The sequence below is a fragment of the Bradyrhizobium ganzhouense genome, assembly GCF_049949285.1.
Lineage (GTDB): Bacteria > Pseudomonadota > Alphaproteobacteria > Rhizobiales > Xanthobacteraceae > Bradyrhizobium > Bradyrhizobium ganzhouense.
Genome location: NZ_CP181318.1, coordinates 3,844,402 through 3,856,902 on the forward strand (window position 1 = coordinate 3,844,402; position 12,501 = coordinate 3,856,902).

General features: G+C 59.4%; 12 protein-coding genes. 10 read left to right on the forward strand and 2 right to left on the reverse strand.

The annotated features are described in order from the left end of the window. The first annotated feature begins 179 nt into the window (after positions 1 to 179). The 7 genes from mmsA (at position 180) to ACLFLU_RS17395 (ending at position 6,071) form a co-directional block, all read left to right on the forward strand. A complete protein-coding gene (mmsA, locus tag ACLFLU_RS17365) occupies positions 180 to 1,661 on the forward strand; it encodes a CoA-acylating methylmalonate-semialdehyde dehydrogenase (RefSeq protein ID WP_426413377.1) in 1,482 nt (493 codons plus the stop codon). Between the two features lie 17 nt (positions 1,662 to 1,678). Continuing rightward, positions 1,679 to 2,542: a fumarylacetoacetate hydrolase family protein gene (locus ACLFLU_RS17370; RefSeq protein WP_426413378.1), complete on the forward strand. Its 864-nt coding sequence runs from the start codon at positions 1,679 to 1,681 to the stop codon at positions 2,540 to 2,542. Continuing rightward, on the forward strand, positions 2,523 to 3,104 hold the full coding sequence (locus ACLFLU_RS17375) for a nuclear transport factor 2 family protein (RefSeq protein ID WP_426413379.1): 582 nt from the start codon (positions 2,523 to 2,525) through the stop codon (positions 3,102 to 3,104). The genes ACLFLU_RS17370 and ACLFLU_RS17375 overlap by 20 nt, the downstream gene beginning before the upstream one ends. Before the next feature lie 111 nt (positions 3,105 to 3,215). Beyond that, positions 3,216 to 3,809, forward strand: a complete 594-nt coding sequence (locus ACLFLU_RS17380) for a malonic semialdehyde reductase (protein ID WP_426414013.1) — start codon at positions 3,216 to 3,218, stop codon at positions 3,807 to 3,809. A gap of 39 nt (positions 3,810 to 3,848) precedes the next feature. Then, complete coding sequence (locus ACLFLU_RS17385) at positions 3,849 to 4,253, forward strand: nuclear transport factor 2 family protein (RefSeq protein WP_426413380.1); 405 nt, start codon at positions 3,849 to 3,851, stop codon at positions 4,251 to 4,253. A gap of 233 nt (positions 4,254 to 4,486) precedes the next feature. Continuing rightward, positions 4,487 to 5,164 (forward strand): dienelactone hydrolase family protein, encoded by a 678-nt coding sequence (locus tag ACLFLU_RS17390; protein WP_426413381.1) that lies wholly within the window; start codon positions 4,487 to 4,489, stop codon positions 5,162 to 5,164. 121 nt (positions 5,165 to 5,285) lie between these two features. Beyond that, positions 5,286 to 6,071 carry an enoyl-CoA hydratase/isomerase family protein gene (locus tag ACLFLU_RS17395; RefSeq protein WP_426413382.1) on the forward strand — a complete coding sequence of 262 codons (786 nt, stop codon included), beginning with the start codon at positions 5,286 to 5,288 and terminating at the stop codon, positions 6,069 to 6,071. 285 nt (positions 6,072 to 6,356) lie between these two features. Here ACLFLU_RS17395 and ACLFLU_RS17400 read toward each other — a convergent pair whose 3' ends face one another. Beyond that, a complete protein-coding gene (locus ACLFLU_RS17400; RefSeq protein ID WP_426413383.1) occupies positions 6,357 to 8,018 on the reverse strand; it encodes an electron transfer flavoprotein-ubiquinone oxidoreductase in 1,662 nt (553 codons plus the stop codon). 98 nt (positions 8,019 to 8,116) lie between these two features. After that, entirely contained in the window at positions 8,117 to 8,986 is an 870-nt protein-coding gene (locus tag ACLFLU_RS17405; RefSeq protein WP_426413384.1) for a crotonase/enoyl-CoA hydratase family protein, read from the reverse strand. 261 nt (positions 8,987 to 9,247) lie between these two features. Here ACLFLU_RS17405 and leuC point away from each other — a divergent pair, with 261 nt between their 5' ends. From leuC to leuB, 3 genes are read left to right on the forward strand one after another with little or no spacing between them, the layout of a single operon-like run. Then, positions 9,248 to 10,651, forward strand: coding sequence for a 3-isopropylmalate dehydratase large subunit (gene leuC / locus ACLFLU_RS17410; RefSeq protein ID WP_426414014.1), 1,404 nt, complete (start codon positions 9,248 to 9,250; stop codon positions 10,649 to 10,651). Position 10,652: 1 nt separating this feature from the next. Next, positions 10,653 to 11,288 carry a 3-isopropylmalate dehydratase small subunit gene (gene leuD / locus ACLFLU_RS17415; RefSeq protein ID WP_426413385.1) on the forward strand — a complete coding sequence of 212 codons (636 nt, stop codon included), beginning with the start codon at positions 10,653 to 10,655 and terminating at the stop codon, positions 11,286 to 11,288. After that, positions 11,285 to 12,400: a 3-isopropylmalate dehydrogenase gene (gene leuB, locus ACLFLU_RS17420; protein ID WP_426413386.1), complete on the forward strand. Its 1,116-nt coding sequence runs from the start codon at positions 11,285 to 11,287 to the stop codon at positions 12,398 to 12,400. Before leuD ends, leuB begins: the two co-directional genes overlap by 4 nt. The last annotated feature ends 101 nt before the right edge of the window (positions 12,401 to 12,501 follow it).

The window sequence follows — 12,501 nt, forward strand, 5'->3', positions numbered from 1 at the left end:
CAAGACGCGCCACGGCAAGAACCTGCCGAAGATGCCCATTCCGGACGGTTTCCGAGAAAGGTGTACGAGTCGTCAGTATTGACAAAATGTCAGATATGGATTTGATAGAGAGATGAGGAGCGTGCGGGTCGAGGCGGCCGGGCGCGCAATCTTGCAAGAGCGCGGTCAGGAGGCGAGAAATGAAGCATGTCGGCCACTTCATTGCCGGTGAACTCTTTCCGGTCGACAGCGGTTTACAAATCTTCAATCCATCGAATGGAAAACCTACCGCCATTGCGGCGGTCGCGACCTCTGCCGACGTCGATCGAGCCGTTGCCGCAGCCCGTTCTGCCTTTCCGGCCTGGTCTTCGCTAGGGTTGCAAAATCGCGCGACCATAATGCTCGATCTGCGCACTGCACTCAGGAGTGCTCGCGACGAGCTGGTAAACATCGTCGTTGCCGAACTCGGCAAAACGCTCGCAGATGCCGGCGCCGAGGTGGATCGTGCCATCGAGGTGCTGGGTCAGCTGGCGTCGATTGGAAGCTGGTACGGTGGCGCGTTCAGCCCCGGCGTTTCGCGTGGCATCGACGCGATGGAGGTTCGATTTCCGATCGGCGTGGTTGCTGCGATTAGCCCCTTTAACTTCCCAGTGCTGATCCCTGTGGTGCAGAGTGCTATGGCGCTCGCTTGTGGCAACACGGTCGTCCTCAAGCCAAGCGATCGCGACCCCTCGGCTACGCTCCGCCTCGCCGAGATATTCTCGAGCGCGGGTCTTCCGCGAGGCGTTCTCAATGTAGTGCTTGGCGGTAAGGCAATCGCCGATCGTCTGGTCGGGCATGCAGACGTTGCAGGCATCAGTTTTGTTGGCTCGACGCCTGTCGCCAGGGCCATTCGAATTGCCGGTGTCGCTCGCAATAAGCGGGTGCAGGCATTTGGTGGTGGCAAGAACCACATGGTTGTCCTGCCGGATGCAGATCTAGATCTTGCCGCCGATGCGGCCGTCTCCGCTGCCTATGGGGCGGCAGGGCAGCGTTGCATGGCAGTGTCTGTGGTGGTCGCTGTCGGCGCAATTGCCGACGAGCTCGTGGAGAAGATCCGGGGGCGGCTTGCCAAATTACGCACCGGTGATCCAGCTGATGCCGGTACTGAAGTCGGACCACTCATCACAGCGGAAAGTCGTGACCGGATTGTCTCCTATCTCTCCAAGGCCGCATCTGAAGGCGCGTCGCTTGTGGTCGACGGCCGTAGTGTCGTGACAAACGGTGAGGGCTGGTTTCTTGGCCCAAGTCTCGTGGATCATGTCCGTCCCGGGATGGCTGTCCATTCCGATGAATTGTTTGGCCCGGTACTCTCGGTCGTTCGTGCGGTTAGCTACCAGGACGCCATCGAGACCATTGCGGGGCACCCGCTCGGCAATGGGGCGGCGATTTTTACCAACGACGGCGGACTTGCTCGCCGTTTCGTGGACGAAGTCGAGGCCGGTCAGATCGGCATCAACGTACCGATACCGTTCCCCGTGTTCTTTCATAATTTCGCCGGCTGGAAGGACAGTGCCTTTACCGAGACGAAGCTGTTTGGCCCGGGCGCAATCGCCTTTCACACGCGAACGAAGACCGTCTCGGCGCGCTGGCCCGCCTCCAACGCCACAAAAGTCGATCTCGCCTTTCCGGCATCGAACTAGCTCTTGGAGTACGAAGCATGCGTTTTGTTGGCTACGTCAAGTCCGGCGGGCGTGATCCGCAGGACCGTATGATGGGAGCCGTGATCGACGACAGGGTCGCACCGCTCGCTACCGTTGATGCGTTTTATGAGGATCTGCTTGGCTGGAGACAGCGCGCGGCGGGACTGAGCAAGGGTGAAATTCCGCTCACCGCCTTGACTCTCGCGCCGCCTGTGCCGCGCGATGCGAAGATTGTTTGTGCGGCGATCAACTACGTTAAGCACGGCGTCGAATCGAAGCTTCCGACGCCAACCTTCCCAAACCTGTTCGCACGATGGGCTTCCGAGCTCGTCGTCGATGGCGCGCAGATACCGGTCCCGGCCGCAGAGCCGCACGGTCTCGACTGGGAAATTGAACTGGCCGCCATCGTGGGCGCCACGACCATCGATGCTGACGAGAAGACAGCTGCAGAAAACGTATTCGGATACACCGTCGCCAACGATGTCAGCGGTCGCACTGCGCAACTTCAATCAGTAACGCTGAGCACGGGGCAGTGGGCGCTAGGCAAAAACGTCGACAAGAGTTGCCCTATCGGTTCCTTCATCGTATCGGCGGATGCCATTTCAGTCGCAGATTTGAAGCTCGAGACCATAGTGGACGGACATGTCATGCAGCAAGGAACGACGGCTGACATGGTGTTCAGTGTTCCAGACCTAATCGCCTTTACGTCGCGCCATGTCACCCTGCGACCGGGCGATGTCATCCTGACCGGCACACCCGATGGTGTCGGCATTGGTCGGAATCCGCGAGTCTACATGAAGCCGGGTGCTTTGCTCACCTCGTGGATCGAAGGGATCGGCAGCATTACCAACAAGATCGTCGATGGCACGCATCGCAAGTAAAAAGGCGGAGGACAAAATGGCAGGGGTGGAACGAAACATTGAAGGGCCGCTCGTGGTGGATACAACGGCGCCAGATAGCGCTCTGACGCGCGAGCAGATCATCGCGCGCAATCTGAAAGTAGTCGAAGCGCATTTCCACAACGAGACGCCCGAGCATGTCGAACGGGCCATTGCCCTTTACGGCGACACAATCAGCTGGGAGGCGCCCACGCGCGGTATCGTGATGAACGATAAGAGTGAGATCCTGGAGGCTTATCGTGCGATTTTCCGCACTGTCGCATATCGTCGGGTCGTACCTTTGCGCAGGTTCGCTACCGAGCAATTCGTGTTCGACGATCAGATCGGGCACATAACTGTGGTCGGCAACGAAATGCCCAACATTCCCTATCCCGTCGGGGCGGAGCTTGCCGTGCGCTTGACGCATCTCTTCGAAATGAAAGATGGGAAAATCGTCCGCGAAATCGCTTATGAGATGTGGCGCGAGGAGGGGGCGCCGAACGCCGTCGACTTCATACCGCCCGGCACGCCGGAGCTTCTTTTCCCGCCTTCCAGCGTGGCATGAGGAAAGACGGTGGCGGCTCCGCGCCGGATGAGTGCTGGTAGAGCCACCAACAATTCATATCGCAACAGAGGATGAAGAATCGCGATGCAATCACTGAATGGAGACCCGGGATTGGCTCCGCGTATCAACGAGCGCGGACTTCGCGATCTGTTTCTGGATGCCCGCACGCACAATGCATGGTTAGACACGCCAGTACCTGACAGTCTGCTCCGCGAGCTGTATGATGTCGTCAAGTTCGGCCCGACAAGTATGAACACGCAACCAATGCGGTTGTGTTTCCTGCGTACGGCGCCCGCGAAGGAACGTCTCAAGCCCCACCTTGCGCCGGGAAACGTCGACAAGACGATGGCCGCGCCTGTCATAGCTATCGTTGGCTACGATCTCGCTTTCCATGAGCATCTGCCCGCACTGTTTCCGCATTTGCCGAATGCGAGAGCCATATTTGAGGATAAATTGCCGCTGATCGAGGCGACGGCCTTTCGCAACAGCAGCCTCCAGGGGGCTTATCTCGTCATCGCTGCACGTGCGCTCGGCTTGGATTGCGGGCCAATGTCGGGCTTTAACAATGCTGGCGTCGACCAGGAATTTTTTAGAGGTACACAGATCAAGTCCAATTTCCTGTGCAACCTCGGATATGGCGATCAGTCGAAGGTGTTCGCCCGTTCTCCACGTCTTGAGTTCAAAACCGCTTGCGCGGTCCTTTGATCGCAGGCGACCAGCGCGTCGCAGGACGATGGAACAGTAATGTCACCAATCTTGTTTGAAGGCGCGCATGGTTCGACGACTTCGGATCAAGAGATCGCAGAAGTAGAACGGCGCCGATATGAGGCCATGAAAAAGGCAGACGTAAATGTCTTGCGTGAAGTTCTAGACGATTTGCTCGTCTACGCCCATTCGAATTCCGAAACCGATGATAAGGAATCGTATCTCGCAAGAGTGCAGACCGGATACTACCGGTATGAGTCTATCTCGATCGACGAACAAAGTGCCGTTGTGCTTCCCAACCTGGCGCTCCTTCGCGGTCGAATGAGAGCACAGGGGTACTTCAATGGCTCGCCGCTGACGTTGGATAATCGCTTCCTGGCTGTGCTTCGGTGCCTGGATGGACAATGGCGTCTGCTCGGCTATCAGCCGACGCCGGTGAAGTGAAGGCCCCGCGAGGCCGTTACGGCGCTCGAGGGCTGATCCAGGTGTTTGGTGTCGTCATGGGGCCGAGTTACCGCGAGGATGGGGTCGGCGCGTGAAATCGTATCCAAGCGCTCTTCCTGTGCCGGTTTGCCTGGGTCATTGGCAGGCCGTTTCGTAATCGATGTGGCAGCAACGGACGTACAATGTTGTCGCAAGCTCGACTAAGTGCAACTTCAATTGAAAAAGGATCGGTCATGGGACAAGACATCAAACTGACGGCATCAGATGGGTTTCAAGTTGGCTGCTATCGCGCTGATCCTGCTGGCGTGCCCAAGGGCGCGATCGTCGTGGCTCAAGAGATCTTTGGCGTCAACCATCACATCCGCTCGATCTGCGATCGGCTCGCGAAGGAAGGCTATGCGGCGTTCGCACCATCGATTTTCGACCGCGTAGAGCCAAATTTCCAAAGTGGATACTCGCCCGATGAAGTCCAGAATGCATTGAAGAAGTTCGCCGGCAATCCGGATTGGGCGGCGTTTGTGCGCGATACGCAGGCGGCGATCGACGCGGCAAAGTCTATCGGACCGGTCGGCATCATCGGCTTTTGCTCTGGAGGAGTCATCGCGTACCTGGCGTCAGCTCGGTCGTCCGGTCTTTCCGCTGCGGTCGGATACTACGGGGGTGGCCTCATACACTTCGCAGATGAGAGACCGAGAGTGCCAACGCAACTACATTTCGGTGAGAAGGACGCGCATATTCCTCTGACCGACGTCGAAACAATCAAGGCCAAGCAGCCGGACGTCGAGGTCTTCACTTATCCCGGTGCAGAGCACGGCTTCCATTGCGACGAGCGATCCAGCTATGACAAGACAAGCTCGGATATCGCGTGGCCGCGTAGCCTGGCATTTTTCGCGAAACATTTGCAGGCTTAGTCGGACGATTTTGGTAAGCAGTCGGGGCCGCTCAGTTCTGGTCTTTGTTTGGCTCCCGATGGCCAAGGCCGGAACTGGCGTGCGCCCTCGAAGCTGTCATTCACCAATCAAGGAACGCTGAATGTCGTCGCTCGTGACTGTAGAACAATGCGGAGGCTATGCCGTTGTAAGCCTCAACCGTCCAGAAAAGAAGAATGCCATGAACCGCGCTGCGCGTCGGGAACTCTTCGACGCGCTGAGCTCCCTACGCGGCGAATGCCGGGCGATCGTGTTGACCGGTTCTGGTGATACGTTTTGCTCTGGCGTCGATCTGAAGGAAGCACGCGCGGATGCCGAGGCAGCAATCGCCCCCGATCCCCGGTCGGACTGGATTGAGGTGCTGATCGCAATCCGCGAGCACCCTGCGGTCTTTATCGCCGCCATCAACGGACTGGCCTTGGGCGGCGGAGCGACGCTCGTGAGTGTTTGCGACCTAGCCGTTGCCGCCCACGAGGCTGAAATCGGAATGCCGGAGATCGGCTTTGCAGCCTATCCGCAATTCTCGGGGCCGGGAGCCCAAATCCAGCTCACCGCCAAGCGTGCGGCCTGGCTGGTATTGACAGCCCAACGCATCGACGGCCGCACCGCGGAGACCTGGGGGATGGTCAACCGCTCGGTGCCACTTGCCGGGTTGATGGAGGAGGCCGGTCGCTTGGCGAAAGTCGTCGGCGGATTTGATGCAGTCGCTCTTTCAGAAAGCAAACGCGCTTTGGACGTGATTCCTGCATCGATTTCTGCCTGGCGCCAGTCGTTCGAGTACGGTCTGTCTACCAATGCTCGTATCCGGTCATTAAGCGTGGCGCAGGATGAGGGATTCTCGCGGTTCTCGGCGGGCGAGCGAAATCCCGGCCAAGGCCGATTGACATAACTAGTGGAACGCGACGAGCGGCGGGTTAGGAAAGATCCCAATGAGAATCGTCGCAGTGGTGGACGTCAGTCAACGGCTTTCTGGAATCTGAAAGACGGAAGCGTCCGGTTACGGGCCGAAGAGGCAGTCTGCGCAGGCCGTGTACCGCTAAATCAGTTGTGACGAACAAAATATACGATTCGTTTGTCCGCGGCTAAGCGCAACGCGGTACGGGCGGCAATGAGCGATGCGGCGGAGACCATCTATCGTCGAGGCCTGGCGGGAAAATGCCAGTCATGAGCTGTATTACATCGCCTCGTAGTTCGGTCCGCCGCCCCCCTCCGGAGGAACCCAGGTGATGTTGCCGTTGGGATCCTTCACGTCGCAGGTTTTGCAGTGGACACAGTTCTGGGCGTTGATCTGGTAGCGCGGAGCCGCACCCTCCTCGACCCACTCATAGACGCCGGCCGGGCAGTAGCGATTCGACGGGCCGGCGAAGACATCATGCTCGGACATCTTCTGGAGATTCATGTCGGCCACCCGGAGATGGATCGGCTGATCCTCCTCGTGGTTGGTGTTGGACAGGAACACTGAGGACAGCTTGTCGAACGAGATCTTGCCGTCCGGTTTCGGATAGTTCTTGGGCGCATGCTGCTTGGCCGGATCGAGTGTCGAGCGATCGGGCTTGGCGTGCGACTGCGTGCCGAACAGCGAGGTGCCGAACAGCGTGTTGAACCACATGTCGAGGCCGCCGAGGGCTACGCCAAGCACGGTGCCGAACTTCGACCACAGCGGCTTGACGTTGCGGACCAGGAACAGATCCTTGCCGACCGACGAGGACCGCCAGGCGCTCTCGTAATCGACGATCTCGTCATTGGCGCGATCGGCGGCGAGCGCGGCCGCGACATGCTCGGCAGCGAGCATGCCGGTACCCATCGCGTTGTGCACCCCCTTGATCCGGGGCACGTTGACGAAGCCAGCCGCGCAGCCGACCAGCGCGCCGCCGGGGAATGTCAGCTTCGGCACCGACTGGTAGCCGCCTTCAGTGATGGCACGCGCGCCATAGGCAAGGCGCTTGGCGCCTTCGAAGGTGCCGCGGATCGACGGATGAGTCTTGAAGCGCTGGAACTCGTCGAACGGCGATAGATACGGATCGTCGTAGTTCAGATGCACGACGAAGCCGACGGCGACGAGATTGTCGTCGTAATGATAGAGGAACGAACCACCGCCGGTCTTCAGGTCGAGCGGCCAGCCGAACGAATGCTGGATCAGGCCCTTCTGGTGCTTGGCGGGATCGATCTGCCAGACTTCCTTCAGACCGATGCCGAACTTCGCCGGCTCGCTCTTGGCATCGAGCGCGAACTTTGCGATCAGCTGCTTGGTCAGGCTGCCGCGCGCGCCTTCGGCGAACAGCGTGTACTTGCCGAGCAACTCCATGCCGCGGGTGAAAGAATCCTTCGGCTTGCCGTCGCGGCCGATACCCATGTCGCCGGTGGCGATGCCTTTCACCGCGCCCTTTTCGTCATAGAGCACTTCGGCGGCGGCAAAGCCCGGATAGATCTCGACGCCGAGCGCCTCGGCCTTGCGCGCCAGCCAGCGGCAGACATTGCCGAGCGAGCCGATATAGCAGTGATGGTTGTCCATCAGCGGCGGCATCATGAAGCCAGGCAGCTTGATCGCGGCGCCCGCCGTCATCCAGTAGAAGCGATCGTCCTTGACCTGCGTCTTCAGCGGGCAATCGGAATCTTCGCGCCAGTCCGGGATCAGCTTGTCGAGCCCGGCTGGATCGATCACGGCACCGGAGAGAATGTGCGCACCGACCTCGGAGCCTTTCTCCACCACGACGACGTTGAGATCGGCATTGATCTGCTTCAGCCGGATCGCCGCGGCCAGGCCCGAGGGGCCGGCGCCGACGATGACGACGTCGAATTCCATCGATTCGCGTGACGGCAGCGGCTCGGTGATCATGTTTCTACTCGAAGTTTCTGGCGCAGACGATAAACCGATCCGACCCGGTTACCATTCCACTGTGAGGACAACGCTGCGCGCATGGAGCTGGGCGCTGCCTATTGATAGTCTCGCTCTTGCCACCAAGGATAGTACGGCGGCATGTCGTCGGACACCTTGTCAGTGAACACGGCTGGCCGTTTCTCCAGAAATGATGCCACGCCCTCGCGCACATCGGCGGAGGCGCCGCGGGAATACATGCCGCGGCTGTCGATCTTGTGCGCCTCCATCGGATCGTCGGCGCCAAGCATGCGCCACATCATCTGCCGGATCAGTGCCACCGACACTGGCGCCGCGTTATCGGCTATCTCGCGGCCAAGTTCGCGCGCGGCCGGCAGCAACATTTCGGGAGAGACCACGCGGCTGACCAAGCGGCCAGTGAGCGCCTCGTGCGCATGAAATAAGCGACCCGAATACGTCCACTCCAGTGCTTGAGCGATACCGACGATACGAGGCAGAAACCAGCTTGAACACGCCTCGGGTACGATACCGCGTCGCGAAAACACAAAGCCGAAGCGGGCACTATCAGCGGCGATGCGGATATCCATCGCGAGCTGCATAGTGACGCCAATGCCTACGGCAGGGCCGTTAACCGCGGCGATTACAGGCTTGAGACTCTTGAAGATGCGCAGCGTCAGCCGGCCACCGTCGTCGCGTACGGCATCGTCGCTCCATGCCACTTCGCCATTCGTCCGCGCCGCGATGTCGAAAGTCTTCCCGCCTTCAGAGAGATCGGCGCCGGCACAGAACGCACGCCCGGCGCCCGTGACGATGATGGCGCGAATATTGTTGTCCTGATCGGCGCGATCGAATGCGTCGATCATCTCGGACTGCATGGTGCGAGTATAGGCGTTAAGCTTGTCGGGCCGGTTCAGCGTGATCGTCAGGATTTGATCCTCAACCTCGTACTTGATCTGCTTGTAACTCATCCGTTTCTTCACCTCGCGTCATCGTTGTTGGTCGCATCGTGACATCCCAGCGCAGCGGGATATACGCGATGGTTTGCGAGGCTTCGACACCTACATTTCTAGGTGAAGTCGCTTAATCACATATGTGATGTTTTGGTCTTCGGCGAATGACCATGGATGTGAAATCGATCGAGAAGCATTAATGTCCGAGCCAGACGGGCCGGGAGAGCCAGTCACCAGCCTATGAGACGCTAGTTGAGCAAGAGAGAGGGTGGGAAAGGGATGGCTGGGAGAACTATGTTCCGCAAGATATGGGACGACCACGTCGTCGCAGATCTCGGCGACAACTTTTTCCTTTTGCACATCGACCGCCACATTATGCACGATCTCGGTGGGCCAGCAGCGATGCTCGATGTGAAGCAGCGCGGGCTGCGTATTCGCAATCCCGAGCTGACATTCGCAACCGCCGACCATGCGATTTCGAGCGCTCAGGGCCGCATCGGTACGACGGAAACCGGGATCCGGCTCCTGAATGGCTTGCGTGCCGGCACACGTGACGCGGGCGTGCGCATGTTTGACATCGACGAACCCGGGCAAGGGATCGTTCACGTCATCGGGCCTGAGCTTGGGCTGACGTTACCGGGAGCGCTCCTCGTTTGTGGCGACAGCCACACTTGCACTCAAGGGGCGATGGGCGCCCTGGCATTCGGCATAGGGTCGACGGAGCTCGTTCACGTGCTCGCGACACAAACGTTGGTGCAGTCGCGACCGAAAACGATGCGCATTTGGTTCGAGGGCACCATGGGTCCCGGGGTGACGGCGAAAGACCTTATTCTACACCTGATCGGGAAGATCGGGGCCGCCGGAGGTACCGGCTATGCAGTGGAGTATGCAGGAAGTGCCATCCGCAACATGGGAATCGAAGGCCGGCTGACCGTCTGTAACCTGTCGATCGAGTTGGGTGCCAAGATGGGTCTGGTCGCGCCAGACGAAACGACCGTCGGCTATCTGAAAGACCGCAGGTTCGCGCCGACCGGGGACCTGTGGCATCGCGCAGTGGCCTACTGGCGTACTCTTGCTTCAGATGCTGATGCGGAGTTCAATCAAGAGGTAAAGATCGATGTTGATCGCATCGCGCCTCACGTCACTTGGGGTACAAGTCCAGAACAAGTTCTACCGATCGACGGCGTGGTACCTGACCCAGCCCTTATATTGGAAACCGGCAAGCGGACGGCTGCCATCGCGGCCCTGAGCTATATGGGGCTTGAGCCAGGTAAGCCCATTATGGGTACGCCCGTCGACTGGGTCTTCATCGGGTCTTGTACGAACAGTCGCATATCCGATCTCCGCTCGGCAGCCGACGTTGCTCGCGGGCGCAGAGTCGCACCGACAGTGCGTGCCTGGGTCGTGCCCGGCTCGGTAGCCATCAAACACCAAGCTGAGGCCGAGGGGCTTGACCGCGTATTTACTGAGGCCGGCTTCGAGTGGCGGGAGCCCGGCTGCTCGATGTGCCTCGCCGCGAACGGCGAGACTGTCCCACCCGGTCAGCGATCGGTTTCGACCTCAAATCGGAATTTCGTGGGTCGGCAGGGTCCGGAGGCCCGCACCCATCTTGCGAGTCCCGCCATGGCTGCGGCTGCAGCTATCGCCGGGCATATCGCAGACGTCCGCAGGCTGCGAGCTTAGCATGAAGCGGTTTCGCGTACTGACAGCGACGGCTGCCCCGCTTTTGCGTGACAACATCGACACCGATGTGATCATCCGGATCGAGAAGCTCGTTGGTATGACTGATGACAGCGACTTGGGCCGGTGGTGCTTTGGCGCGCTCCGTTATTCGCCCGACGGCTCGGAGAATCCCGAATTTGTTCTCAACCAAGCGCCGTATCGTGGATCTGAGATTCTGCTGGCGGGCGCGAATTTCGGGTGTGGTTCCTCACGTGAGGGAGCCGTTTGGGCGATGATGAAAATCGGTCTGAAGGCGGTGCTGGCGCCAAGCTTTGGCGAAATCTTTCACAACAACTGCTTTCAGAACGGCATGTTGCCCGTTGCACTCCCCCGCAGTTCAATTGAGGAAATCGTCTCGGAACTGGAGCCGGGTGCCGGAATGACGCTGGTAACTGTCGACCTTGAGCGCCGACTTGTCGTGTCGCCCCGGGGTAATGAGTACTCTTTCGAACTTCCGGAGTTGCGACGAGAAGCTCTGCTTGAAGGATTGGACGATATCGGACTCACTCTGAAGCGTGAAGAAGAGATCGCCGCGCATCAGGAGCGCGACCGCAGGGTCCGACCGTGGATCTATGAAACGGTCGAGGCTCAGTCGTGACGCGTTCCGATATTCGCAGCGTTGCGGTGATTGCCGGGGATGGGATCGGCCCCGAGGTCACTGCGCAGGGGCGTCGAATCCTTGCACTGGTGGCCGAAAGACGTTCGCTTCCGGTGAAGCTGCTGGACGTCGATTATGGTGCCGAGGCGTATCGGACTTGCGGCAAAGTGTTGCCAGAGGCGACGCGCCTAGCGATGCGCGAAGCTGATGCAATTCTGTTCGGCGCAACCGGTGGCCCCGCTTTCGACGCGATTCCCGTTCAGGCGCGCCAAATTGGCAGCCTCCTGGTCGTGCGTCGCGACTTCGATCTGTTCGCGAACCTGCGACCGGTCAAGATCATACCCGCGCTCTATGAGGCGTCGTCCCTCAAGCAGCGTGCGCTTGAGGGCGTCGATGTGATGATCGTACGGGAACTCGTAGGGGGGATGTATTTTGGCGAGCCGCGAGGTGTCGAAACGCTGCCAAGCGGCGAGCGACGCGGCGTCAACACGCACGTTTACACGTCCTCCCAAATTCAGCGGGTTGCGCGCACCGCATTTGATCTTTCGCGCACGAGAAACGGGCGGGTCTGCTCTGTAGCCAAGGAAAACGTGATGGAGGCTGGTGCGCTTTGGCGCGAGGAAGTGCAGGCGATTCACGATACCGAATACGGCGATGTGGAGCTGACCCATATGCTTGCGGACAATTGCGCAATGCAGTTGGTACGTGCGCCCGCTCAATTCGACGTAGTTGTAACCGACAATCTATTCGGCGACATTCTCTCCGATTGCGCTGCGATGGCCGCCGGCTCATTAGGAATGTTGCCGTCGGCTTCGCTCGGTCCTATTCAGGGCAGCGGACGGCGCGCGGCCCTTTACGAGCCAGTGCATGGGAGCGCTCCCGACATCGCCGGAAAAGGTTTGGCGAATCCGATCGGCTCGATTTTGAGTGTCGCCATGATGCTCCGATTCTCATTCGGTTTAGGGACAGAAGCTGATTTGATCGAACGCGCCATTTCGGACGTGGTTACGTCCGGCGCCCGTACTGCGGACATAGCTAATGGCGGCACGTACATCTCGACCACAGAAATGGGAGATGCCGTGACGTCGAAACTGACGGCGCTCTTGAATTGATTGAAGTGCCATTCGATTCTCGCATTCAGAGCTGGCTCCTTCCGCAGCGGTCATGCTGCTGGAAGGCCGCAGCGGTGTGGGGCAGCCCTGGTGAAAATCGA